This is a genomic window from Pantoea sp. B270 (assembly GCF_018726825.1).
In the GTDB taxonomy this organism is placed as follows: Bacteria; Pseudomonadota; Gammaproteobacteria; order Enterobacterales; family Enterobacteriaceae; genus Pantoea; species Pantoea dispersa.
The window spans coordinates 89,326-113,104 of record NZ_JAHCSX010000002.1 but is presented as its reverse complement, the minus strand read 5'-3'; the positions used below and the strand labels follow the sequence as shown (position 1 = coordinate 113,104).

Genomic DNA, 23,779 nt, shown 5'->3' with positions numbered 1-23,779 from the left:
TAAGCCGGACATGTCTGGGACTCACTCTGAACGCGGGCATTCCACTGCTCATCCTCTGAATCCAGGGAGGTACCTGCCGGCTCGTGACTATTGAGAGAAACGTCCGCTCGTCGCGCAAAGCGGACATTGACGCTTCGAATCAACTTAGAGACGAATCAGGACAACCGTTAGGTCGCCCTGAAAAGGGGGCTAAAGCGGTAAAACGGTTTCCACGGTGTGCTGAAAAACGTATGGATCGGAAAGTAACTCAGATTGTTCGTCATCCGGATACGTCACTGCCACGTGATAGTTTTCTCCCGCGAAGGTCTTTACTGACTGCAGATCCTTCCAGTAAGTTGCCAGAAAGAAATGCTCCCAGTCGCCCTGTGTTTCTCTGCGCACATAAGCGCCTATATTCCCTGCAATGCTTCGTGAATGTTTCACACCTGTCTTCTCAAGGTGTTTCGCAAAATCTTCAGCGTGTTTGAGTGGAACACAACCGTGCCAGGTCCTTACAATCATTCGTTTTTCCTCTTAATGTGGCAAGGATGTCACCCTAACATCGCAAGCCACTTAACGGTGTAATTTCTGTAGGGCACGTTCTTTAATGCAAAATAAATTTATGACGACAAAAGCCTATTTACTCTTACCTGTAGGTCCGTTTTTCGCTCATCGAGGCATTCGTCGGTGGGGAAGTCCGCTCCGTGCCGACCCGTTATTTCTGCAGTCTGCCTGCGGCTTTCAACGTTGCCTGTCGCCGCTTTTCAATAAATGGCGCAACCTGTTGCTGAGCTTTTTTTAGCTGTTCTTCAGATGCGGAGCGGGGCGAGCCACAGTCAAAGGGCGGGGCAGGGTCATATTCCATATGCAGCTGAATGTTTTGCGCGATATCCGGTCCGAACATCTCTGATACGACGCTGAGGGCAAAATCGATACCTGAAGTCACACCGGCGCCCGTTATGCGATTGCGGTCGCGTACAACGCGCTCATTTACCGGCTCTGCGCCCAATAGCGCCAGCTGATCCAGCGAAGCCCAGTGTGTCGTCGCTTTATATCCCTCAAGAAGCCCGGCCGCGCCCAGCACAAGCGATCCGGTGCATACCGACGTTACCAGCTTCGCCTGTTTACTTTTAGCCCGGATAAACGAAAGGACTTCTTCATCCTCCATCAGGTTTATCTGCCCCGGCCCGCCGGGAATACAGATGATATCCAGCGCGGGACACGCGTCGAACGTGGTGGTTGGCTGAATCGCCATCCCCCGGTCTGACACCACAAGGTCCAGATTTTTCCAGATGAGATGCACTTTCGTGTCTGGTGCCCGCGCAAAGACTTCAAACGGACCGGTCAGGTCAAGCTGCGTAAGCGCAGGGAACAGCAGCAGACCGATGGATGTTGATGCAGAATCATTCATAAATAATGCCTTCATCTAAAAGGTGATAGTGGCTTTGCCATCAGCAAAGGCAATGGTTGTGCAATAAAAAATGGAAACCCGTTACTGTCTGTCAGACTATCGAAATTAAATTAACCACGATGACACTCAATGCCAGGCCAATCAACATCATTCCTGAGATACGTTCCAGCCAGGGTAATAACCGGGAAAAGTGCTGAAGTACCAGACGATTGCCAATGAAAGCGGCGACCAGTAAATCCCATAGCAGCACGACACTAAACATCCATATGCCATAGACGACTTTCACATTCACCATCGCATCGCCGCCACCAATAAGCGTGGCCAGACTCACGTAAAACAGCGCATTCTTGGGATTGAGTATTCCGGAGAGAAAACCCATGCCCAGTTCACGGTAATGGTTCGAGGCACCAGCAGGCTGAGTTACTGATTCCGCTGTTTTGACGCTGCAGGCAGACAATGAGCTCATGCCAGCAAAGCGGATAAAAAGCAGACCGACATAGAGTAAATAAGCACAGCCCGCGAGCTGAATAACGATAAAACTGATGCTCTCAGGATGGAAAAGCGTGATACCGCTGAAGGCAGCCAGTATAAACACGCCGTTCGCTATGGCTATCCCTAGGCAGACATTGGCGGCGCGCCGCCAGCCGGCTCTGATTGAGGTGCGTGCCACGAGAAAAAAATCCGGGCCAGGCGACAGCAACGCCAGAAAATGCGCTGCTGCCACGATAAGAAATTGCTGCAACACGGTATTACCCTCTTAAAAATTTTTAACAGGGTGCAACTCCCGGGCAGGATTGTATTGAACAAAATTGCACTTGCTCAGGTTCGATAGCAGCCTGGCGTCACGCCAGTGTGGGCCTTAAATACGCGCTGAAAATGACTCTGGTCAGCGAAACCCAGCCGGTAAGCGATATCGGTAATATCACAGCCTGACTGAAGCCAGTGACGTGCTTTGTTTATGCGCAAATTAAGCTGATAAGCATGCGGTGTCATGCCAGTCGCAGCGCGAAATGCTCTGATGAGCTGATAACGACTCATGCCCGAGAGGTTTGCCAGCTCCGACAACGCCCACGGCTGCCTTTCAGCCTGCTGCAATACTTCAATCACGTTGTGTAATGCCCGACTGATGTCAGACGTCATGACAGGAAAGGCTTTCACCGGGCCGGTGCCATATTTACTGTCGCCAATAAACTCGATTAGCGCTGTATTTTTGTCTTCTGTACTGGCAGTCGAAAACAGGAGGTTATCCAGTTCACAGAAGCGATGATAGCGCTCTTGATTATTCGTCACCCGAACTTCACCTTGACTGATGAAGCCGCCTGAAACATCGTCCATTTCAGCAAGTAAAGCATTTAACCACGCGGCATCCATATGTAACATCTGATAGCTCCAATGCTTGTGAGGCAATGGATTACAGGAGTGAACCGCGCCGGCGGGAATAAAAACCATCATTCCAGGTTTTAAAGAACAGGGACCACCGGATGCGCCTGTGAACAGGCTGCCGCCTGCGTCAACTGCGCCAATTGAAAAGGTTGGATGACTGTGTGGTCTGTAACATGCGCGGCTGTGACACGCGCGACGACTTTCGACAAAATCCAGCGACGGATCGCGCCAGAACTCTGTACGAGTGGCTGCGCTGTCATTATCGCAATCGCAGTCGGAAGGGGATGTGCACGGAATGAGCATGCCTGTTTCCATCCTGGTACCAATTATCGTTGTCATGCCTGTGAGGCGTTAAGCCAGACACGATAGCATTAATTCAAATGCCTGACTCAGACTGGCACGATGTTGTCAGCCTGCTGCGGATAGGGCCGCCCGGTGTTATGAATCACTGCAACAGATGATGCAGAGAAACCACCATCTGCAATAGTGGCATATTTTCCGGGCATCAATAGGTTTGTTTTATTCGCGAAAAATACCCGTGTTTGAATGACGGCGACAAGCCAAATGTCCATAAGCCTGAATGGCCGCGCGGGCATCGTCGCCATCCAGTGAAAGCATAATCACCCGATCGGAATCTCATCTATGTGAGTATAAATTTTTAACCCGCGTTCTCTGCCAATCCGTATATCGTGATCGGCGCCTTGCGACGCGCCCGGCATACGTAAGATCGCGTCGCAATGCTGAATCAGCCGATGTGCAACCGGATAAAGATAAGCCTCACTGATTTCATCACCGATTGCCTGTGAACCTGCGGCGGCGGCAAGAGGTAATGCCAGCCATTCTCCAATTACCGGCGTATGCCCTTTGTGATAAACCTGCAGTGCGGCTTCGTCTAATTTCCGCATATTCGCGTCAATTAAAACCGGGTCTCCTTCGGTGCCGCTGCGCACAGGGCCGGCAATCAGGATCAGCATGGTATTGGCTCCTCAAAATGGACATTCATGGCAACGTATTGCAGTAACATTATGGTTTTCGCATCCATAATCTCCCCGCTGCGAATTGCGCTCAGGGCCTGAGTCAAAGGCCATTCCAGTACTTCAATATCCTCGCCCTCATCGGCAAGGCCACCGCCTTTGCTCTGGCGATCGTCATCAGCATATTCGGCGATAAAGAAATAGAGTTTCTCGGTAACCGAACCCGGACTCATAAACGCTTCCATAACTTTTTCAATATGCTGCACCCGGTAACCGGTTTCTTCTTCTGCCTCCGCGACAATGCGGGTTTCCGGCGAAGCGTTATCGAGCAGCCCGGCAGCCGCTTCAATCAAAAAACCTTGGTGACCATTAATAAAAACCGGCAGACGAAACTGGCGGGTCAGCACCACGCTGCGCTTTTGGCGATTATAGAGAAGCACGACGGCACCATTACCGCGGTCATACGCTTCACGCTGCTGCTCCTGCCACGAGCCGTCACGGCGCTGCAATTCGAAGCTGTAATTTTTCAGGGTGTACCAGTTGTCGGACAACAGCTGCTCACGGATATTGCGTATTTTCTGCTGCATAGCTTGCCTCCTGAAGATGACAAAACAGACGCTATCATGCATAATCGTGCAAATTCAAGAAAAAACGTGAGCGGGTAATTATGCTATCGAGCCAGCGTAAACAACAGATTCTGAAGATTCTGGCGGCTGAAAATCAGGTGATGTCAGGTGAGCTCAGTCAGCGTTTTGGCATATCCGAGGACTCAATACGCCGCGATTTGCGGGAACTGGCCGCTGAAGGATTGTTACAGCGCGTGCACGGCGGCGCGCTGCCGGTTTCAGCCGCGCTGGCATCCTTCGAAAAACGCAAAAACGTGCAAATGAGTTCCAAACAGTGTGTGGCACAAAAGGCGGTGAAGCTGATTCAGCCCGGTCAGGTGGTGATTATTGATGGCGGCACTACCACAGCAGAACTGGTGCAGTTACTGCCAGCGGACCTGGCTTTCACGGCGATCACTCACAGCCCCGGTATTGCGGTTGCGCTGGTGGATTTTCCGCGGGTAGAAGTGATAACGCTGGGCGGCTTGCTTTATCGCCACTCGGTGGTCGCGGTGGGATCGGCGGTCCATGAGGCGGCTGCGCGCATCAATGCCGATCTGTTTTTCATGGGCGTTACCGGCGTGCATAAAACGGCCGGACTTACGACCGGCAATTATGAAGAGGCTGGCATTAAACGCGCACTGGCAGGAAGATCCGCTGAAACCGTTGTCATGGTGTCAAAAGAGAAACTCAATTCCGCCTCTGCCTTCGCAATTGGTGACCTAGAGCTGGCCAATACGCTGATTGTTGATGGCGAGCCCGATAAAGAGCTGCGCCAGATTTTACAGCAGAAGCATGTCACGCTGTTGTAGTGCTAATAAGCGTGTTTTTGCAAAACAGATCGGTACATGATCTTCTATGGCCTGCCGGGTAAAGCGATCAATGTCGGCTGTGTGTCAGAAGCGGACGTCGAAAACGTCACTGTTTTAATTAGCGGATAACAGATCGTAGTTTATGGGCTTCAATGACTAAGCTCCATTAATTCAAGCGTCTGACCATCAGGGCTTTGTAAATATATTACTCTGGTTCCCTTCATCGGTCCTGACAACACTGTCTGGGGTTTACCCGGCGTCTTCCAGCCATAGTCCGATGCTTTGCTCAACAGCGTATCAAGATCCTCAACTGTAAAAGCAAAGTGAGCGTAGCCTGGGATATAAGGTGCTGAAGGTTCTGCTGGCTGCTCAATATTACTGTATTGTAGTAATTCAATTTTGATACCAGCCAGTTCAAGCAAAGCCATCCGTACATCAGCTCCCCTTGCACCTGTGACTTCATCGATTATGGGTCCAGACATTTTTCCTTCGCGTAATAATTCACCTCCAAGGATATGAGTCCAGAAGAATACGGAGTCTTCAATGTTTTTAACTGAAAAACCAACGTGATTAACACTTAAGATCATTCGATTACCTGCTGAGTTTCGAAAGTTGACCATCCAACTATATGATAAGCCTGCTTTATTGCTATACACTAAACGCGATGGGGTTTTTTCCAGGAAAAAGCATTACTGAAATCGGTTTAACTATGCATTTATGATGGATACACAGCAGCAGATGGATAGAAACCAGCTCCCGTTGATAAATAAGCAACCATGCTATAAGCCTTAATGCCGTTCAGTTAAGTCCCAAATTCACTTACCGCACATTTCGTAGCGGCGCGATTAATCGCGCCTACTAATAGCAGCACCGTGCCCATCAATGCTTCGCGCAATAAATTGCACCGCTACAAAAATGTGCCTGCTGTTTACTCTCAATTGATAAGCATTATGCTATAAGAATGCATTTTTTGTCGATAAATAGCTGATGACCGCTTCGCGCTCATAGCAGACATGGGCTTGTGCTCAGTCCTCTGTAGGCTAAAAGCGGATATTATTATTGATGGCCGCCGATAAAATGCTAACTATTTGCCTGATCTTACAGCACTTCCACCACTTCAAATTCTTCAGCAATCAACTCCATATCTTCTGAAAAATGACCTTCACGGCTAAAAAAGCGCTGGTGTTCTTTCTGCCAGAATTCAAGACTTAAATCGCCTTCACCTTCTTTGCGGGCAAACTCTTCTGTTACATCACAAAAACGCACCAGCCGCAGTGAAATCAATCTGATCACACAGACCGGGGTATTCTGACCATCAAGAATAATGTTATAGCTCCCAATCTTCGGAGCAGACTCCTCCTGCTGGTAAGCGGTAAACGATCCGCAGGAAGCTGTTTTGATGCCTTTTTTTACCAGTTCCGCCAGCTTGCTGGCCAGTTCCGCACTGTCACCCATTTGCCAGGCATCTGCGCCAGGATACTTCTTTTTTATTTCCTCAACCGCAAACATGAAAATTCCCTCAATCGTCGGTGAATGAAAAGTTTCATCGTTTATAGCATGAACTGTACCGGTATTAAGAATCAGGCTGATCGTCGCATATTGTGGTTCACTTTTTGCCCAACGCGGACACTTACGTAAATCCAGACGACATGAGGCTAAGGACTAATCTGCAAACCTGCGCGAGCCAACGACACACAGGATCACGCCCAGTGTTATGAGAATCATCATCGGCCTTACCGTTTCAGACAGTAACGTTGCTGAAAGTCCGAGACCAAAGAATGGCTGCAGCAACTGTAATTGTCCCACAGCGGCGATGCCGCCCGCAGCCAGTCCCCTGTACCAGAAAATGAAACCAATCAGCATACTGAACAGCGATACATATCCCAGTGAAAGCCACGCCTGCAGGCTTATTTCGCCCATGTTCTCCGGCAAGGTCTCCAGGGTGGCAACAAGCATCAGCGGCAGGGACATAATCAGTGCCCAACAGATAACCTGCCATCCTCCCAATTCACGCGAAAGCTTTGCACCTTCGGCATAGCCGAGGCCACACACAATCACGGAAGCCAGCATCAGAAGATCGCCGGTTACTGATACAGAACCTTTCTGGAGTAGGGCAAATCCCATCACCAGCAGGCTGCCGGCGACTGAAAAAATCCAGAAAGCCAGCCTGGGCCTTTCGCCTCCTCTGACAACGCCGAAAATAGCCGTCGCCATGGGTAGCAGACCGAGGAAGACAATAGAGTGAGCCGAGGTAACGTGCTGCAGCGCCATGGCTGTCAGAAGAGGAAAACCAACCACTACACCTGCAGCAACGACAACCAGAGAAATCAGCTGATGCCGCTGAGGACGAGCCTGACTTAAAAAGAGAATCAGCATAATGGCCAGTACACCGGCAATTGAAGCGCGTGAAAAAGTCAGAAAAAAGGGATCCATTTCCCGCACTGCTATGCGTGTTGCGGGCAAAGAGCCACTGAAGATGATCACGCCGGTCAGCCCGTTCAGCCAACCTGATTTCAGGCCAGAATGTGTATTTTTTACCCTGGTAACTGTCACAACAGACCTCATTAAGTTCGATAAATGATTTAACAGATAACGTTGACAGCCCCCATGCTAAGTACTAGCATTCAGGACAATCAAATAATTGTCATAGATACAATTCATGAAAGCTCGATACAAAGTCATCGTGGATGAATTCGCTTCCGCGATACGAACAGGCGCGCTCCTGCCGGGCGCCCGCCTGCCTACCCACAGAGCGCTGTCGGCTGAAAAGCACGTGTCACTGGCAACGGCTACCCGCGTTTACGCTGAGCTGGAAGCCATGGGGCTGGTGAGCGGAGAAACCGGAAGAGGAACATTTGTCAGGGAAATTTCGCTGCCCGCCGGGCTGGGTTTGGATCAGTACGCAGTGGCGTCTGACGTGCTCGATCTGAACTTCAACTATCCTACGCTACCGGACCAGGCGGAACGGTTACGCCAGGCAATGCGACAGCTGGCCACATCTGGCGATCTGGCTTCACTGTTGCGTTACCAGCCGCACGCTGGTAGGCAAAGCGACAGGGAGACAATCGCGTTATGGCTCAATGCCTCCGGCATGACCGCGTCTGCTGATGAGGTTTTGATTGTAAATGGCGCGCAGCACGGTCTTAGCATTGCTGTTATGGGGCTGCTGAAACCCGGGGATGTGGTGGCTGTAGATGCTCTGACCTATCCTGGCTTCAAAGCCCTGGCCAGCCTCTATCATCTGGAGCTGGTGGCGATACCCGCTGATGCCAGTGGACCGGACCTGACGGCATTCAGGCAAATCTGCCAACGCCGGCGCCTGCGCGCGGTGTATACCATGCCAACACTGCATAACCCGCTTGGCTGGGTTATGAATGATGCCCAGCGCAGGGAGCTGGCCCGGATTGCCAGAACGTTCGATCTTCTTATCATCGAAGACGCGGCCTATGCATTTCTTGTCCGTCGTCCACCGCCGCCGCTTGCCACTTATGCGCCCGAAAGAACCGTTTATGTTACCGGTTTTGCTAAAAGTGTCGCCACTGGCCTGCGCGTCGGTGCCGTGGTGTGTCCCGCTGAAATGCGAATTGCCCTGGAGCGAGCCATCAGGGCAACGACCTGGAATACTCCCTCCCTCATGGTTTCGATTGTCTGCGACTGGATTAAAGATGGCACACTTAAACGCTTTGAGGCGCTGAAAAGACGGGACGCGCGTCACCGGCAGGCGCTGGCGCGCAAAATACTTGTGAACTGTGAATGGGTAAGCCATGACAACTCTTACTTTATCTGGCTATCACTGCCTCAGGAAGTAAGGGCTGACAGGCTTGTTCACCGATTGATGCAGCAACATATCTCTGTTTCCACAGCAGAACCCTTCAGCACCTCAAACTGTGTGCCGCATGCTATTCGTCTGGCTCTTGGCTCAGTCACGATGAATCAGCTGAGCGAGGCCCTGGCGAAAATTAAAGAGGCTATTGAGTATGAGATTGATCTTTGAGCGCTGTCCGCTCCTCGCTCATAAGGAATTATAGCTGCGTGCATGTCCGACCTGCCTCTGGTGCGGATGTGGTTTCATCGTGCCCGGGCATCTGTACAGGCAGTGCAAAACCTCTGCGCCAGCTCCCGTGACGCTGTTCACAATCCGTGCAATTTAAAAGACACCGCGGTGACTTTCCAGTCGTAAAACCCTTAGCGTGGTGTTTTATATGTAACTTTATTGTTAATTTATAGATCTATTAATGTTGCAGGATGGTAGTGGAAGCCATCATAAAGCTCAAAAGCGTGCCAGAATCCTCTCTTAATTAACTTTTATTTAACATATGCAATTATATAATTTAACATTCATGGACTTCGCTCACATTTCCTTCACATCTGCGCGAAAACCTATGTACCGGTAAGTTAATCTCTGAGCGTGAATTAAATAGCAACCGCCTGTTCCCTATATCAGAACCTCATCAGAAAGGTACCAAAATGAAATTTAACCTCGCATTAGTCAGTGCATGTGTGGTTTCAGCGTGCATGTTATTCACAACACCCTCATTCGCTGCCAAACCTTACGATATCGCCGTTGTGGCCAAAGTTACCGGTATTCCGTGGTTCACCCGCATGGAAGTAGGCGTAAAAGAAGCCGCGCAGAAACTGGATGTCAACGCCTATCAGGTTGGCGCCTCGACGCCCGATCCGGCGCAGCAGGTCAAGGTGATTGAAGATCTGATTGCCAAAAAAGTTGACGCCATCATTGTGGTGCCAAACGATGCCAAAGTACTGGAGCCGGTACTGAAAAAAGCGCGCGACCAGGGCATCGTGGTATTAACCCATGAATCGCCGGACCAGCCAATTGGTCAGTGGGATGTCGAAACCATCGACAGCCAGAAATATGCGCAAGCCAATATGGACGAGCTGGCAAAAGATATGGGTGGCAAAGGCGGTTATGCCATTTATGTCGGCTCACTGACCGTGCCATTGCATAATGCGTGGGCCAATGCGGCAATCAAATATCAGAAAGAAAAATACCCGGACATGCATGAAGTCACGTCACGCCTGCCAGTGGCTGAAAATATTGATAAGTCATACTCCACCACGCTGGATTTGATGAAAACCTATCCTGATCTGAAAGGGATTATCGGTTTCGGCTCGCTCGGTCCGATCGGTGCCGGTCAGGCGGTTCAGCAGAAGCGGGCGAAAAATAAAATCGCGGTTGTCGGTATTGCGATGCCAGCACAGGCTGCGCCATACCTGATGCGCGGTGACATTAAGAAAGTCCTGCTGTGGGATCCAAAAGATGCCGGTTACGCCCTGGTTTCGGTGGCCGATCAGCTGCTGCAGGGTAAAGAAGTCACTAAAGACCTGAGCATTGAAGGTCTGGGCAAAGCCGATGTCGATATGGATAAGAAAGTGATTCGCTTTAATAAAATTCTCGAAGTAACGCCAGAGAATGCGAAATCACTTGGCTTCTGATCAGAATGTTTAACACCTTAATTTAACGGAGATAGATTATCTCCAGCGCCACACCAGGCAAATAGAAACAGATACGGCGTTGTATGTTGTGCTGTATCTGAACTTCTACTCAGAAATTGAAAACATATACCCTGAATAATTCGCGTCAGGCGCGGCGAAAGTCAGTGAAATTCGATGAGATTTAAATAAATGATTCGGATAAGCGAGCATCGTCAACACCCGACTGGAAATAGGATGGGCAGGCTTAAGGATCTATGATGAATACGCTCAGCACGTCCCCCGCCAATGCTGAGGCCTTTATTAGCCTCGAAAAAATCAGTAAAAAGTTCCCCGGCGTATTAGCACTGGATAATGTCAGCCTGACGCTGAATAAAGGTGAGGTGCATTGTCTGGCCGGGCAGAATGGCTGCGGCAAAAGCACCATAATTAAAGTCATTTCCGGGGTTTATCAACCGGAAAAAGGCGCGGCCATCACGCTGGACGGAAAACTCTTTCATACCCTGACGCCACAGCTATCTTCTTATTACGGCATTCAGGTTATTTATCAGGATTTGTCGTTATTTCCCAATCTGTCAGTCGCCGAAAATATCGTTATTCACCGCTATTTACCGGGCGGTGATTTCTGGGTACATCGCGAGTCAATGCGCAAAAAAGCACTGGCGGCGATGCAACGGGTCGGCGTTGCTCTGGATCCGGATCGTAAAGTTGAAAAGCTGTCGATCGCCGACCGCCAGTTAGTGGCAATATGCCGTGCCATCGCTGCTGACGCCAGCCTGGTGATTATGGATGAACCGACGGCGTCACTGACCCGCAGCGAGGTGAATGGTTTGCTGCGGGTGGTGAATGAACTCAAAGCCGCCGGTATCTGCGTGGTGTTCGTCAGTCACCGTCTCGATGAAGTGATGGAAGTGGCCGATCGTATCAGCGTGATGCGCGACGGCAAACTGGTCGGCACCTATCCGGCCAGTGAACTCGACAGCCATGAACTGGCGTTCCTGATGACCGGGCAGCGCTTCACCTATAGCCATCTGCCGCACCGGGCGCCCGCCGATGTGACGCCACTGCTGGAAATCAGCCAGCTGAGCCGCAAAGGGCAGTACCACGATATTTCGCTGTCGCTGCGCCAGGGAGAAATTACGTCGATTATCGGCCTGCTCGGTTCGGGCCGCACGGAACTCTGTCTGAGCCTGTTTGGCATGAGCCAGCCGGACAGCGGAGAGATCCGCATTAACGGCAAGGTGGTGAAATTCCACTCTAACCGCGACGCCATTCGTCACGGCATCGCCTATGTGTCGGAAGACCGACTGACGCAGGGGCTCATCATGGATCAATCCATTTATGACAACACGCTGGTATCGATTTTCGACAAGCTGCATACCGGCACCGGATTAATGGATCACCGCAAAGCCGCGGCGGTGGTTAAAGACCTGATCCGTGACCTGAACATTAAAGTCCCGGACAGCAGTTTACCGGTTAAAACGCTCTCCGGCGGCAATGCACAACGTATCGCCATCGCCAAATGGGTGGCGACGCGGCCCCATATCCTGATCCTCGATTCACCAACGGTAGGGGTGGATATTGCCAATAAAGAAGGCATTTACCGCATTGCCCGCGATCTGGCGGAATCCGGCATGGCGGTGCTGATGATTTGCGATGAAATCCCGGAAGCGTATTACAACAGCCATCGCGTGCTGGTGATGCGCAAAGGCGAACTGGTAGCGGAGTTCGCGCCGCACCAGAGCAGCGAAGCGCAGATTGCGGAGGTGATTAATGGGTAACAAATCGCTATCGAAACTGTTTACTCAGCACGAATTCTGGCTGGGATTACTGGTGCTGCTGCTGGTGGTGGGTCTGAGCGCCAGCAGCAGTGAATTTATGACGCTGGGTAACCTGACAGACGTCGCCACCAGCTATGCCATTCTGGGCATTCTGGCCTGTGGTCTGTTTGTGGTGCTGATTGCCGGCGGCATCGACATCTCCTTTCCCGCTGTCACCTCCATCGGTCAGTACGTGATGGCGAGCTACATCATTCATCACGGTGGCAGCTTTCCGCTGGCGTTTGCCATGTCGATGGGAATCGGTTTGCTGCTCGGCCTGGTCAACGGTTTTCTGGTGTACTGGCTGCGCGTGCCGGCCATCATTATCACTATCGCGACACTCAACCTGTTTTACGGTTTGCTGGTGTATCTGACTAACGGCACCTGGTTGTACGGTTTCCCCGACTGGTTTATGAATGGGATCAGCTGGTTCTCGTTCACCGCCGCCGACGGTTACGACTATGGCCTGACCCTGCCGCTGCTTTGCCTGTTGGGAGTGATCATCGTTACCGGCGTCCTGATGAATCGCACCCGCGTGGGTCGCCAGATTTACGCCATGGGCAGCAACCGTGACGCCGCATCGCGTCTCGGTCTGAACATCCTGCGGCTGCATTTTTACGTTTACGGTTTTATGGGATTGCTGGCGGGTATTGCTGCGGTGGTACAGGCGCAAATTACCCAGTCGGTGGCACCTAATTCCCTGCTCGGTTATGAACTGACGGTGCTGGCGGCGGTGGTATTAGGCGGCACCAGCATGACCGGCGGGCGCGGCTCGCTAACCGGCACCATTCTGGGCGTGATGCTGCTGGCCTTCCTGCAAAATGGCATGACCCTGCTGAGCATTTCATCTTACTGGCATCAGGTGTTCAGCGGCGCGATCATTCTGGTCAGCATTAGCAGCACCGCGTGGAACGAAAAACGCAAACTGGCGAAGGGGATGTGACATGACCACCTTAAACCGATTCTTCCCCGGCGACCGCATCATCCGTTTGCAGTTGCTGATCATTGTGGCCGTTGCCGTGCTGTTCTCCTTTACGCTGGGTGGCAGCTTTTACAGCGTCGGCAATTTCCAGTCGATCTCCTCGCAGTTACCGATTCTGGGCATGCTGGCGCTGGGGATGGGCATTACCATGCTGACCGGCGGGATCAACCTTTCGATCATTGCCGGTGCCAACGCGTGTTCGCTGGTGATGGCGGCGATTCTGGTGGCGCATCCGAACCAGCCGGAATATGTCGCGCTGGCGCTGCTTGCGGGTCTGGCGGTGGCGCTGGTGATTGGGGTGCTCAATGGCGCGCTGATCGCCTTTATCGGGGTTTCACCGATTCTGGCAACGCTCGGCACCATGACGCTGATCGCCGGACTGAATATTCTGCTGACCAACGGCGCGGTAATTTCCGGCTTCCCGCCGGTGATTCAGTACCTCAGCAACGGCAGCCTGCTGGGTATTCCGGTCGCCCTGGTGCTATTCCTGCTGGTGGCACTGCTGCTGTGGGTGTTTCTGGAACACACTACGCTCGGCCGCAGCCTGTATCTGATGGGTTCCAGCGAGCAGGCGACGCGGTTCAGCGGGGTCAACACGCATAAAGTCACCATCGCGGTGTACGTGCTTTCAGCTCTGCTCGGGTGGGGCGCGGCACTGCTGATGATGTCCAAATTTAACTCGGCACAGGCTGGCTACGGCGACTCCTATTTACTGGTGACCATTCTGGCCTCGGTGCTTGGCGGCATTAACCCTGACGGCGGTTTTGGCCGGGTGATTGGGCTGGTGCTGGCGCTCATCGTGCTGCAAATGCTGGAAAGCGGCCTGAACCTGATGGGCGTCAGTAGTTACCTGACCATGGCGCTGTGGGGTTGTGTCCTGATCCTGTTTATCGCTCTGCAAAACAGAAAATCATAAGCGAAAGCTTTTCAAGAAAGGAAAGAACATGGCGAGTTATTTTATTGGCGTCGACGTAGGAACCGGCAGCGCCCGCGCGGGCGTCTTCGATATGACTGGCCGTATGCTCGGCCAGGCCAGCCGGGAGATCACGCTCTACCGCCCGAAAGCTGATTTTGTTGAGCAATCCTCTGATGAGATCTGGCAGTCCGTGTGTAACGCGATTAAAGACGTGGTCAGTCAGGCGGATATCAACCCGATTCAGGTGAAAGGCATCGGTTTTGACGCCACCTGTTCGCTGGTGGTGCTGGATAAAGAAGGAAAACCGCTGACCGTCAGCCCGACCGGGCGCAGCGAGCAGAACATTATTGTCTGGATGGATCACCGCGCTATCACGCAGGCAGAACGCATCAATGCCACCGGCCATCGCGTGCTGGAGTTTGTCGGCGGGATTATCTCGCCGGAAATGCAGACCCCCAAACTGCTGTGGCTGAAACAGCACATGCCGACCACCTGGAGCAACGTCGGGCATCTTTTCGACCTGCCGGATTTCCTCACCTGGCGTGCCACCCAGGATACTACGCGATCGCTGTGCTCAACCGTCTGCAAATGGACCTATATCGGCCATGAAGACCGCTGGGATCCGAGCTATTTCCGCCAGATTGGCCTGGAGGATTTACTGGAAAACAACGCGGCAAAGATCGGCAGCGAAGTGAAAACCATGGGTGAGCCGCTGGGGCATGGCCTGACGCAGCGCGCCGCCGCAGAGATGGGGTTAATGGCGGGCACGGCGGTCAGCGTTTCGATTATTGATGCGCACGCCGGCAGCCTCGGTATTCTCGGTGCCAGCGGCGCATCCGGCGAATCAGCGGATTTTGACAACCGCATCGCGCTGATTGGCGGCACGTCCACGGCCCATATGGCGATGTCGCGCAGCGCGCGCTATATCGGCGGCATCTGGGGGCCGTACTATTCGGCGATTTTGCCGGATTACTGGCTGAACGAAGGCGGGCAATCCACCACCGGCGCGCTGATTGACCATGTGATTCAGTCGCATCCGTGTTATCAGGATCTGCTCAAGCAGGGCAAAGACAGCGGCAAAACCATCTATGAAGTGCTCAACGGCATACTGCGCAAGATGGCGGGAGAACCCGAGAATATTGCCTTCCTGACCAAAGACATTCATATGCTGCCTTATTTCCATGGCAACCGCTCACCGCGTGCCAATCCGACCCTGACCGGCACGCTGACTGGCCTGAAACTGTCACGCACGCCGGAAGACATGGCGCTGCATTATCTCGCCACCATTCAGGCGCTGGCGCTTGGCACTCGCCACATTATTGAGACCATGAACCAGAGTGGTTACTGCATTGATACCATTATGGCCAGCGGGGGCGGCACCAAAAATCCAATCTTTGTGCAGGAGCACTCCAACGCGACGGGCTGCGCAATGCTGTTACCGGAAGAGAGTGAAGCCATGTTGCTCGGCAGCGCCATGATGGGCACCGTGGCGGCGGGTGCGTACGACTCTTTACCCGAAGCGATGGCCGCCATGAGCCGCATCGGTAAGACCATCACGCCGCAGACCAACAAAATCAAAGAGTATTACGACCGTAAATACCGTGTATTCCATGAGATGTACCACGACAGCATGAAATACCGGCAGCTGATGCAGGGAAAAGTCGAATAATTGCCGAAGAAGCAGGGCTGTAATCACAGCCCTGTGACGTAAGCGGCGGTTGCGGTTATTTTTGCCCATCCGCCTGAAGCACCCTTTTCGCCACAATCCGCATTTCCACCAGGGCGTTTTCCGGAATGAACTCTGACACGCCGATGGCAGACCATGCCGGGTAGGGGGCTTTGATATACACATCTTTGACCTTGGAAAATACCCCGATGTGTTTTTTAAGATCGATATGAAAGGTGGTCATCTCCAGTATATGTTCATAGTCCAGTCCGGCAGCGTTTAAATACACACCCAGCTTATAAAACGCATCATGGAATTGTTCTTCAGGGTGGGTACTTATCGGTTTGTCTTTCCGCGCTGCCGTCACCCCGGAAAGATACAGGGTGCCATCGGCTTCGATAACGGGAGAGAAGTGCCAGTCATGGTAATAGTGCTGAAATTCTTCAGGAACGATCGATTTTTTCATGGTTTTTTCTCTGATTGATGACCTGGGCAATGGCCGCCTGTTTAAAATCGTATGCCTGGCGAACTGCCCGATCGGGTACTCTTAACATAAAACGGCGCAGAAGATCCGCAGCAGGTCGGTGTCATCGCCTTTTTTATTTTTCCGCAGGTGATACCGCTGAACGAAATCGGGTTATTGTCATCGCTCACCCTGCTTAAGATCAGGCCGGACACAGTGTGGCAGACGGTGCCGGACGACTGAAGGAGACGACGATGCACCGGGTAGGTTTACTGATTTCCGATGATTTTCAGGTTCTGGGATTATCCACGCTGAGCATTTTTGAGTTTGCCAATCAGGTCAGCGGCGAACCGTTTTATCACTGCACGGTTTATTCAGAGCGCGGTGGCACGGTGCAGTCCTCTGCCGGCTTCGGCGTCGACAGCCAGCCGATTCATGCCGACCTGGAAATGGATACCTGGCTGGTCGCGGGCGTGATGGCGCCGCTGGAGCTGCCGGCCACACCGGGTATCGTTGATTTTCTGCAGGCGCAGGCTCCCCGTGCCCGGCGGGTGGCCGGGATCTGCACCGGCGCGTTCGTGCTGGGTCAGGCCGGTCTGTTATCGGAGCGCCGCGCCACTACGCACTGGGTACATGCCCAGAGTCTGCAACTGCTGCACCCGACGACGCGGATAGAAGAAGACCGCATCTTTATTATTGACGATCACATCTGGACCTCGGCGGGACTCACCGCCGGACTGGATATGGCGCTGGGAATGGTGGAGAAAGATCTCGGTACCGAAGTGGCGCGCAGCGTGGCACACCTGCTGGTCATGCATCACCGCCGCTCCGGCGGACAGACGCAGCACTCTGAGATGCTGATGCTCTCTCCGCGCAGCGACCGGCTGCAGTCGGCGCTGGAATATGCGCGCAACAATCTCAACAAAGCGCTGACCATCGAAGACCTTGCGGATGCGGTTCACCTCAGCGCGCGGCAGCTCAGCCGCCTGTTCCGTTCTGAGACGGGCAAGTCGCCGGCCAAAGCCATTGAGGGATTACGACTGGAAAACGCCCGCTTGCTGATCGAGCAGAGCAGGCTACCGATGGAGGTAATAGCCCGTGAATCCGGCTTCCGCGATCGTCGACATATGCGGGAAGTGTTCATTCGCGGTTACGGCATCCCGCCGCAGTCGCTGCGTACCGGTAAAGCCTGACGCGCGCTGTCCCTCCTGAACGCCCTCTGATTATGATGGCCGGCATCCCGGTCATCATGTTGTCCGAAATCACGACCTTTCTCGTCAGCCGCGCCGGTGCGCGACTGCGTACTATGAATTCACCAACCCGATAACTGACAAGGTGAATATCATGACGCAGCAGACACACACCAACCGCGGCACTGCCGTTGTCACCGGTGCCTCTACCGGTATGGGCGCACTGTACGCCGGCCGCCTGGCACGTATGGGCTATGACCTGATCATCGTGGCCCGCAATCACAACCGTCTGAACCAGCTGGCTGAACACATCACCACCGACAGCGGTCGCAGCGTGGAAGTCATCACCGCGGACCTGGCCGATGCCGCACAGCTGAACGCGCTGGAAGAAAAGCTGCGTCAGGACGCGAGCATTACGCTGCTGGTGAATAACGCCGGCATCGGCACCCATACCCCATTGCTGGACAGCGACGTGGCGCAGATGAACGCCATGATTAACCTCAACGTCATCGCGCTGACCCGCCTGACCTATGCGCTGGTGCCGGGCATGGTGGCGCGCGGACGCGGCGCCATCATCAACATCGCCTCGATCGTCAGCATTGCGCCTGAGCTGCTCAACGGTGTTTACGGCGGCAGCAAGGCTTACGTGCTGGCGTTCAGTCAGTCGCTGCACCATGAACTGGCCGGTAAGGGGATTCAGGTGCAGGCCGTACTGCCTGGCGCTACCGCGACGCCGTTCTGGGATAACGGCGGTCTGCCGGTTGACCAGCTTGACCCGAACATCGTCATGAGCGCGCAGGAGATGGTTGATGCGGCGCTCACCGGCTTCGCCCGCGGCGAGCTCATTACCATTCCGTCCCTGCAGGACGAAGCGCTCTGGACCCGCTATGAGCAGGCGCGTCAGGCCATGATGCCGCACCTTGGCAGCGACGCGCCGGCTGAACGCTATCGGCCCGTCTCTGTGCACTGAACGCCCCCTTATTCAGAATCGCAATCCCAATAACTGTCCCATTAAGGAATCAGATCATGAAACTGACCGATAACACCATCTTCATCACGGGCGGCACTTCTGGCATCGGCCGCGCCATGGCAGAAAAATTTCATCAGCTGGGCAACCAGGTGATTATCTCCGGACGCCGCGAGGCGCTGCTGCAGGAAGTCACCGCCGCCAGTCCGGGCATGGACTATGTGGTGCTGGACGTCACGCGCGCCGACAGCATTCAGGCCGCCGCACACCACGTGCTGGAACGCTATCCGGCCCTGAACGTGGTCATCAATAATGCTGGCATCATGCCGTTTGACAACGCGGCGGGCGAACTGGATGACGCGCAGGCGGTGACGCTGCTCAACACCAACATTCTGGGACCAGTACGCGTCAGTGCAGCGTTTATCGAACACCTGAAGCAGCAGCCGGACGCGGTGCTGATTAACAACAGCTCGGTGCTGGCCTTCCTGCCGCTGGCGACCAACGCGCTTTACTCGGCCACCAAGGCCGCAATTCACTCCTATACCCTGTCGCAGCGCTTCCTGCTGCGTGATACCGGCGTGCAGGTCATCGAAATTTCACCGCCGTGGGTGGATACCGATCTGATTTATAAAAGCGGCGACCCGCGCGCCATGCCGCTGGACGACTTCATCAGCGAGACGTTTGAAAAGCTGGGTACCGACACCATCGAAGCGATTGTCGACCGCGTGCTGCCGGTGCGCGATAACCCGGGCGCGAACGAGCATACGCTGGTGAATCAGTTCAACCAGTCTGTGGCGAATAACCCGATTCCTGTTCAGTAAACATTTCAGGGGCAGCGCCCCTGAAGTTTATGCCGGAGAGAAATAATGAACGCTGTCATCACCTCTTCCCAGCGCCGCGCGCTGCGTGCGCTGAGCATTGCCTACTTCGTACAGGCTACCGGCGCGCTCTCTGTGGCTGGTAGTCTGCCCGCCATATCCGCTGCCTGGCAGCTGACTGATGCGCAGAGTGCGCGCTTACTGAGTGTTTTCGGACTCACCTTCGCGCTGGCGGCTCCGCTGGTACAGGTGCTGTTTGGTCACCTGCGCCGTCGCCGGCTGGTGCTCACCGGCATTGCACTGTTTAGCCTGGGCGCCTTCGCGTTTGTGCTGTCGCCGGGCTACAACGCACTGCTCGCCTCACGCATCCTGATGGGGGCCGGCGCCGGGTTCATCGGTCCGGTGCTGGTTGCGCTGGGCTCCGAACTGGTCCATGAACAGCAGCGCGGCCGGGCCATCGGCATGGTGCTGCTCGGGGTATCGATGGCAAGCCTTGCCGGTATTCCGCTCGCCGCCTGGGTAGCCAGCCTGTGGGGCGCGAAAGCCCTGTTTGTGCTGGTCGGATTGCTAAGTCTGCTGAGCGGGCTGAACATTTTGCTGACGGTGCCGGATGACAGTGCCGGGACGCGCATCCGCCTGCGTGAGATGGCCGGCGTGCTGGCCGATGGCAAATACCTGACGGCTTTCCTGGTAGTGTTTTTTATTACTTCCGGCGTTTACAGCTTTTACGCTTTTATCGCGCCGCTCATTCGCGACACCTACACTGGCGGCACGCATGCGGTCTCCGCAGCGCTGGCCGTGCTGGGCGTTGCCGGGGTGCTGGGCAATCTCTGGGTCACCCGCGCGGCGATACGCTTTACCGCTGAGAAGCTGCTGCTGAGCGGCATGACGTTGCTCATCGTCGATACGGCGCTGATCGCCGTGCTGCCGAAAGCGCTGGGCGTGCTGCTGGCGGCACTGGTGGTCTGGGCGTTTGCCACCGATCTGCTCTGGCCCAGCCAGCAGCGCCGGATCGTCGAGCTGGCATCAGTCCGCCATCGCGGCATTGCGCTGGCGCTGACCAGTGCCTTCATGTTTGGCGGTATCGGCTTTGGCTCGGCGGTCGCATCATGGATATATCCACTGGCCGGCTTTTACGGGCTGATCGGCATGTCGGTGGCCTTTATTCTGCTGGCGATGGTCAGTCTGCAGCTGTCAGAAAAGCGCAGGCAACCGGTAAACATCGCTGAGTGCGGTCAGCGTCAGGCCTGAATCGGTGGACGCCTCTTACCCGGTGCCGCGAAGCGAATGCTGGCCTGGCATGCTCTGCGTATTAAATACGTGACGCCAGCAGGGAAGGGGACCGGCTGGCTGCGGACAGGCTTTTACCGAACGTCCGGTATGCGATCCCGGCAGGCCCATGACGATGATAACTCAGGGAAACAATCTCCCGTTGACACCTTAAAGTGCCCATTGTATAAAAGCCCGCTTCGTTAATGAGTTTCATTTGCATTAAAGCGGCGCGGGCTTCTCAAAACAATATCAATGGGGATAGGGGTAAATGAAAAAGGTCATCTGCACGTTATGTTTGGTGTTTGCATCGGTTAGCTCTGCGCTGGCCACCACCTATCCTCTCACGATTGAAAACTGCGGCTATAAAGAGACCTTTACCAAACCGCCTGAGCGCGTGGTGGCGCTGGGGCAAAATACCGCAGAAATTTTGCTGCTGCTCGGCCTGCAGGGTAAGGTCATCGCCAGTGCATTCTGGCCGACTAAAGTGTTGCCACAGCTGGCTGAACAGAATGCAAAAATCAAAACGCTGACGGTTGAAATCCCCACCCTTGAATCCGTGCTGGCGCAAAACCCGGGCTTCGTTCCTGCCCAGACGCCGCTGCTGCTGGGACCCGAGAGCAAGGTGGCAAAACGCGAAGATTTAATCACCCTTGGCGTAAACAGTTATGTGTCGCCAGGAATGTGCGCCACCAAAAAAGCCGCAGGGGATATGTATGGCAGTCGCCAGCAGTTGTGGGATATGACGTACCTGTATCAGGAGATTCAGGACTTCGCCAAAATTTTCAACGTGGAAGATCGTGGCCAGGCGGTGATTGCCGATTTCAAAAAGCGTGAAGCGGCACTGCGTCAGGAGTTTGGTAGCAGCAAGAAAGATCTCTCGTTTGTGTTTTGGTTCTCAAGCTCGTCACCGTCTGCAGATGCCTATGTGGGCGGTAAAAACAGTCCATCCGGATTCATCGCTAACGTACTGGGCGGGCACAACGCCATCACGTCAGAAACCGAATGGCCGACGGTCAGCTGGGAGAGCATCATTGCTGCCAATCCGGATGTGATCGTGGTCTCCAGTCTCGATCGCAATCGCTGGGCGCTGGATAAGGCCGAAGAGAAAATCAAATTCCTGAAAAGCGATCCCGCCGTCAGCCAGCTGGATGCGGTGAAAAAAGGCCACATCGTGGTGATGGACGGCCAGGCCATGAACCCGACCATCCGCACTATCTACGGAGCCGAACAGGTGGGTGAGCAGCTGAGAAAACTGGAACTGAACTGATGACCATCGCTGTTGTTCAGGCGCGACAGGGGCTGTTCCTGACCGCCTCGCTGGTGGCTGCCGTGGCGTTATTATTGCTGGTGATTGCGACCGGTGTCAGCGTCGGGGAGCTGTCGATCCCGCTAAAAAGCGTCTTTTATGCCATCAGTAATAAAATGGGGCTAACGCACGTTCCCCTCAGCCGCATCTACGAAAGTGTGATTTGGGACTTTCGCCTGAGCCGGGCGCTGGTGGCAGCGTGTTGTGGCGCTGGATTGGCGATTTGCGGTGCCGTTTTGCAAAGCCTGCTGAAGAATGCGCTGGCTGAGCCTTATGTGCTCGGTGTCTCTGCCGGTGCCTCCACCGGGGCGGTTTCTGTCGTGGTGTTGGGCATCGGCAGCGGAGCCGTCTCGCTGTCGGCGGGAGCCTTCGCCGGCGCCTTCACCGCCTTTGCCTTTGTCGCTTTTCTGACGAAAGGGGCACGCGGCGGTAATGAACGCACCATCCTGGCTGGCGTTGCGGCTTCCCAGCTGTTTAATGCCATCACCGCTTATACCATCAGCACCTCTGCCAGTGCGCAGCAGGCGCGCGATGTGATGTTCTGGTTGCTGGGCAGCTTCAGTGGCGTGCGCTGGCCGGAACTCCAGCTGGTGCTGGTGGTGGTGACCTTCGGACTGGCCATTTGCCTCTACTATTCCCGGGCGCTGGATGCGTTCACCTTTGGTGACGATGCGGCTGCCTCGCTGGGTATTGCGGTGCCTCAGGTGCGCCTTGCGCTCTTTATCACCACCGCGCTTATCACTGCCACCATCGTCAGCATGGCCGGTTCGATTGGTTTTATTGGCCTAGTGGTGCCGCATGTCATGCGTTTCTTCTTTGGTCCGCTGCATCGCACATTGCTGATTGCCACCGCACTGGCCGGTGCCATTCTGATGGTGCTGGCAGATATCGCGTCACGCTTGCTGATTGCCCCGCAAAGCCTGCCGGTAGGCGTGGTGACCGCGCTGGTTGGCGTACCGTTCTTTGCGGTGATTATCTGGCGTTCGGGGAATAAATAATGAGTATCTCCGCTGACAACATTAGCTGGAAGGTCGGAAAAAAGGTCATCGTCGATAACGTATCGCTGCACATTTCCCGTGGTGAAACGGTAGGGCTGATTGGTCCAAATGGCTGCGGCAAATCTTCCCTCCTGCGCATCCTCGCCGGCCTGCGGCGCCCGGATGCCGGCAATGTGACGCTGGACGGGCAAAATATCGCCCGCATCGCCCGCAAACAGCTTGGCCGCCGGGTGGCATTCGTCGAGCAGCACGGCATGACTGACGCCAACATGCGTGTGCGCGATGTGGTGAAACTGGGGCGCATTCCGCATCATTCGCCATTCTCCAACTGGAGCGCGCACGATGACGAGACTGTGACGGCCGCTCTGCAGCGCGTGGACATGCTGGAGAAAAGTGAGCAGGGATGGCTGAGTCTCTCCGGTGGCGAACGTCAGCGTGTGCACATTGCCCGCGCACTGGCGCAAACGCCGAGCGAAATTCTGCTGGACGAACCGACCAACCATCTGGATATCCATCACCAGATGCAATTAATGCAGCTCATCAGCGAGTTACCGGTTACCAGCATTGTCGCCATTCACGATCTCAACCACGCATCGATGTTCTGTGATTCGCTGATCGTGATGCAGAACGGTCAAATCATCGCAACCGGCACGCCGCAGGATATCCTGACCGAGGCGCTGCTTTGGCAGGTATTCCGGGTGAAAACCAAAATTGAGATCTCCCGTTTCCATGGCAAGAAGCACATTCATTTCATTCTTTAGGGTCA

General features: G+C 54.2%; 24 protein-coding genes. 14 read left to right on the top strand and 10 right to left on the bottom strand.

What is annotated here, in order from left to right:
• Positions 1–189: 189 nt before the first annotated feature.
• The 6 genes from KOL70_RS16840 to KOL70_RS16815 all read right to left on the bottom strand — a co-directional run bounded on the left by KOL70_RS16840 (position 190) and on the right by KOL70_RS16815 (position 4,334).
• Positions 190–501, bottom strand: coding sequence for a hypothetical protein (locus KOL70_RS16840; RefSeq protein WP_215481093.1), 312 nt, complete (start codon positions 499–501; stop codon positions 190–192).
• 193 nt (positions 502–694) lie between these two features.
• Positions 695–1,390, bottom strand: a complete 696-nt coding sequence (locus KOL70_RS16835; RefSeq protein WP_215481091.1) for a DJ-1/PfpI family protein — start codon at positions 1,388–1,390, stop codon at positions 695–697.
• A 91-nt stretch (positions 1,391–1,481) separates the two neighbouring features.
• Positions 1,482–2,135 carry a LysE family translocator gene (locus KOL70_RS16830; protein WP_236569452.1) on the bottom strand — a complete coding sequence of 218 codons (654 nt, stop codon included), beginning with the start codon at positions 2,133–2,135 and terminating at the stop codon, positions 1,482–1,484.
• 74 nt (positions 2,136–2,209) lie between these two features.
• The gene (locus tag KOL70_RS16825; protein WP_215481089.1) at positions 2,210–3,076 is read right to left on the bottom strand and encodes an AraC family transcriptional regulator; all 867 of its coding nucleotides are present in this window, start codon (positions 3,074–3,076) and stop codon (positions 2,210–2,212) included.
• Positions 3,077–3,393: 317 nt separating this feature from the next.
• On the bottom strand, positions 3,394–3,747 hold the full coding sequence (locus KOL70_RS16820) for a DUF4406 domain-containing protein (RefSeq protein WP_215481087.1): 354 nt from the start codon (positions 3,745–3,747) through the stop codon (positions 3,394–3,396).
• Positions 3,741–4,334, bottom strand: coding sequence for an NUDIX domain-containing protein (locus KOL70_RS16815; RefSeq protein WP_215481085.1), 594 nt, complete (start codon positions 4,332–4,334; stop codon positions 3,741–3,743). The genes KOL70_RS16820 and KOL70_RS16815 overlap by 7 nt, the downstream gene beginning before the upstream one ends.
• 80 nt (positions 4,335–4,414) lie before the next feature.
• On the opposite strand from KOL70_RS16815, the gene KOL70_RS16810 reads away from it, so the two are divergent.
• Positions 4,415–5,164: a DeoR/GlpR family DNA-binding transcription regulator gene (locus KOL70_RS16810; protein ID WP_058781963.1), complete on the top strand. Its 750-nt coding sequence runs from the start codon at positions 4,415–4,417 to the stop codon at positions 5,162–5,164.
• Between the two features lie 149 nt (positions 5,165–5,313).
• On the opposite strand, the gene KOL70_RS16805 is transcribed toward KOL70_RS16810, so the two are convergent.
• The 3 genes from KOL70_RS16805 to KOL70_RS16795 form a co-directional block, all read right to left on the bottom strand.
• The gene (locus tag KOL70_RS16805; RefSeq protein WP_215481083.1) at positions 5,314–5,751 is read right to left on the bottom strand and encodes a VOC family protein; all 438 of its coding nucleotides are present in this window, start codon (positions 5,749–5,751) and stop codon (positions 5,314–5,316) included.
• A 511-nt stretch (positions 5,752–6,262) separates the two neighbouring features.
• Complete coding sequence (locus tag KOL70_RS16800; RefSeq protein ID WP_058776179.1) at positions 6,263–6,673, bottom strand: ASCH domain-containing protein; 411 nt, start codon at positions 6,671–6,673, stop codon at positions 6,263–6,265.
• A 153-nt stretch (positions 6,674–6,826) separates the two neighbouring features.
• Positions 6,827–7,717 carry a DMT family transporter gene (locus KOL70_RS16795; protein WP_233209809.1) on the bottom strand — a complete coding sequence of 297 codons (891 nt, stop codon included), beginning with the start codon at positions 7,715–7,717 and terminating at the stop codon, positions 6,827–6,829.
• Between the two features lie 106 nt (positions 7,718–7,823).
• Between KOL70_RS16795 and KOL70_RS16790 the strand changes: the two genes are divergently transcribed.
• The 6 genes from KOL70_RS16790 (at position 7,824) to KOL70_RS16765 (ending at position 16,002) form a co-directional block, all read left to right on the top strand.
• Positions 7,824–9,158 (top strand): PLP-dependent aminotransferase family protein, encoded by a 1,335-nt coding sequence (locus tag KOL70_RS16790; RefSeq protein ID WP_215481081.1) that lies wholly within the window; start codon positions 7,824–7,826, stop codon positions 9,156–9,158.
• Positions 9,159–9,631: 473 nt separating this feature from the next.
• A complete protein-coding gene (locus KOL70_RS16785) occupies positions 9,632–10,618 on the top strand; it encodes an autoinducer 2 ABC transporter substrate-binding protein (protein WP_215481079.1) in 987 nt (328 codons plus the stop codon).
• A gap of 257 nt (positions 10,619–10,875) precedes the next feature.
• Complete coding sequence (locus KOL70_RS16780) at positions 10,876–12,396, top strand: sugar ABC transporter ATP-binding protein (RefSeq protein ID WP_127835124.1); 1,521 nt, start codon at positions 10,876–10,878, stop codon at positions 12,394–12,396.
• Entirely contained in the window at positions 12,389–13,378 is a 990-nt protein-coding gene (locus tag KOL70_RS16775; protein WP_021508774.1) for an ABC transporter permease, read from the top strand. Before KOL70_RS16780 ends, KOL70_RS16775 begins: the two co-directional genes overlap by 8 nt.
• A 1-nt stretch (position 13,379) precedes the next feature.
• Positions 13,380–14,333 (top strand): ABC transporter permease, encoded by a 954-nt coding sequence (locus KOL70_RS16770; RefSeq protein ID WP_058781969.1) that lies wholly within the window; start codon positions 13,380–13,382, stop codon positions 14,331–14,333.
• A gap of 28 nt (positions 14,334–14,361) precedes the next feature.
• A complete protein-coding gene (locus KOL70_RS16765; RefSeq protein ID WP_104187689.1) occupies positions 14,362–16,002 on the top strand; it encodes an FGGY-family carbohydrate kinase in 1,641 nt (546 codons plus the stop codon).
• A 55-nt stretch (positions 16,003–16,057) separates the two neighbouring features.
• Here the strand turns inward: KOL70_RS16765 and KOL70_RS16760 are convergent, their stop codons facing one another.
• A complete protein-coding gene (locus tag KOL70_RS16760; RefSeq protein WP_021508771.1) occupies positions 16,058–16,465 on the bottom strand; it encodes a Rid family hydrolase in 408 nt (135 codons plus the stop codon).
• A gap of 251 nt (positions 16,466–16,716) precedes the next feature.
• Between KOL70_RS16760 and KOL70_RS16755 the strand changes: the two genes are divergently transcribed.
• The 7 genes from KOL70_RS16755 to KOL70_RS16725 all read left to right on the top strand — a co-directional run bounded on the left by KOL70_RS16755 (position 16,717) and on the right by KOL70_RS16725 (position 23,774).
• A complete protein-coding gene (locus KOL70_RS16755) occupies positions 16,717–17,655 on the top strand; it encodes a GlxA family transcriptional regulator (protein ID WP_215481077.1) in 939 nt (312 codons plus the stop codon).
• A 151-nt stretch (positions 17,656–17,806) separates the two neighbouring features.
• Positions 17,807–18,622, top strand: coding sequence for an SDR family oxidoreductase (locus tag KOL70_RS16750; protein WP_127835070.1), 816 nt, complete (start codon positions 17,807–17,809; stop codon positions 18,620–18,622).
• Positions 18,623–18,678: 56 nt separating this feature from the next.
• Positions 18,679–19,440 (top strand): SDR family oxidoreductase, encoded by a 762-nt coding sequence (locus KOL70_RS16745; protein ID WP_058758698.1) that lies wholly within the window; start codon positions 18,679–18,681, stop codon positions 19,438–19,440.
• 45 nt (positions 19,441–19,485) lie between these two features.
• Positions 19,486–20,688 (top strand): MFS transporter, encoded by a 1,203-nt coding sequence (locus KOL70_RS16740; protein ID WP_058758697.1) that lies wholly within the window; start codon positions 19,486–19,488, stop codon positions 20,686–20,688.
• Between the two features lie 289 nt (positions 20,689–20,977).
• Complete coding sequence (locus KOL70_RS16735; protein ID WP_215481076.1) at positions 20,978–21,976, top strand: ABC transporter substrate-binding protein; 999 nt, start codon at positions 20,978–20,980, stop codon at positions 21,974–21,976.
• Entirely contained in the window at positions 21,976–23,013 is a 1,038-nt protein-coding gene (locus KOL70_RS16730; protein ID WP_215481074.1) for an iron ABC transporter permease, read from the top strand. Before KOL70_RS16735 ends, KOL70_RS16730 begins: the two co-directional genes overlap by 1 nt.
• Positions 23,013–23,774: an ABC transporter ATP-binding protein gene (locus KOL70_RS16725; protein WP_132463501.1), complete on the top strand. Its 762-nt coding sequence runs from the start codon at positions 23,013–23,015 to the stop codon at positions 23,772–23,774. Before KOL70_RS16730 ends, KOL70_RS16725 begins: the two co-directional genes overlap by 1 nt.
• Positions 23,775–23,779 lie beyond the last annotated feature (5 nt).

Bases quoted from the DNA above. Each gene is read 5' to 3' on its own strand.
- KOL70_RS16840 (WP_215481093.1), bottom strand. From the start codon at position 501: ATGATTGTAAGGACCTGGCACGGTTGTGTTCCACTCAAACACGCTGAA.
- KOL70_RS16835 (WP_215481091.1), bottom strand. From the start codon at position 1,390: ATGAATGATTCTGCATCAACATCCATCGGTCTGCTGCTGTTCCCTGCG.
- KOL70_RS16825 (WP_215481089.1), bottom strand. From the start codon at position 3,076: ATGCTCATTCCGTGCACATCCCCTTCCGACTGCGATTGCGATAATGAC.
- KOL70_RS16820 (WP_215481087.1), bottom strand. From the start codon at position 3,747: ATGCTGATCCTGATTGCCGGCCCTGTGCGCAGCGGCACCGAAGGAGAC.
- KOL70_RS16815 (WP_215481085.1), bottom strand. From the start codon at position 4,334: ATGCAGCAGAAAATACGCAATATCCGTGAGCAGCTGTTGTCCGACAAC.
- KOL70_RS16810 (WP_058781963.1), top strand. From the start codon at position 4,415: ATGCTATCGAGCCAGCGTAAACAACAGATTCTGAAGATTCTGGCGGCT.
- KOL70_RS16805 (WP_215481083.1), bottom strand. From the start codon at position 5,751: ATGATCTTAAGTGTTAATCACGTTGGTTTTTCAGTTAAAAACATTGAA.
- KOL70_RS16800 (WP_058776179.1), bottom strand. From the start codon at position 6,673: ATGTTTGCGGTTGAGGAAATAAAAAAGAAGTATCCTGGCGCAGATGCC.
- KOL70_RS16790 (WP_215481081.1), top strand. From the start codon at position 7,824: ATGAAAGCTCGATACAAAGTCATCGTGGATGAATTCGCTTCCGCGATA.
- KOL70_RS16785 (WP_215481079.1), top strand. From the start codon at position 9,632: ATGAAATTTAACCTCGCATTAGTCAGTGCATGTGTGGTTTCAGCGTGC.
- KOL70_RS16780 (WP_127835124.1), top strand. From the start codon at position 10,876: ATGAATACGCTCAGCACGTCCCCCGCCAATGCTGAGGCCTTTATTAGC.
- KOL70_RS16775 (WP_021508774.1), top strand. From the start codon at position 12,389: ATGGGTAACAAATCGCTATCGAAACTGTTTACTCAGCACGAATTCTGG.
- KOL70_RS16770 (WP_058781969.1), top strand. From the start codon at position 13,380: ATGACCACCTTAAACCGATTCTTCCCCGGCGACCGCATCATCCGTTTG.
- KOL70_RS16765 (WP_104187689.1), top strand. From the start codon at position 14,362: ATGGCGAGTTATTTTATTGGCGTCGACGTAGGAACCGGCAGCGCCCGC.
- KOL70_RS16760 (WP_021508771.1), bottom strand. From the start codon at position 16,465: ATGAAAAAATCGATCGTTCCTGAAGAATTTCAGCACTATTACCATGAC.
- KOL70_RS16755 (WP_215481077.1), top strand. From the start codon at position 16,717: ATGCACCGGGTAGGTTTACTGATTTCCGATGATTTTCAGGTTCTGGGA.
- KOL70_RS16750 (WP_127835070.1), top strand. From the start codon at position 17,807: ATGACGCAGCAGACACACACCAACCGCGGCACTGCCGTTGTCACCGGT.
- KOL70_RS16745 (WP_058758698.1), top strand. From the start codon at position 18,679: ATGAAACTGACCGATAACACCATCTTCATCACGGGCGGCACTTCTGGC.
- KOL70_RS16740 (WP_058758697.1), top strand. From the start codon at position 19,486: ATGAACGCTGTCATCACCTCTTCCCAGCGCCGCGCGCTGCGTGCGCTG.
- KOL70_RS16735 (WP_215481076.1), top strand. From the start codon at position 20,978: ATGAAAAAGGTCATCTGCACGTTATGTTTGGTGTTTGCATCGGTTAGC.
- KOL70_RS16730 (WP_215481074.1), top strand. From the start codon at position 21,976: ATGACCATCGCTGTTGTTCAGGCGCGACAGGGGCTGTTCCTGACCGCC.
- KOL70_RS16725 (WP_132463501.1), top strand. From the start codon at position 23,013: ATGAGTATCTCCGCTGACAACATTAGCTGGAAGGTCGGAAAAAAGGTC.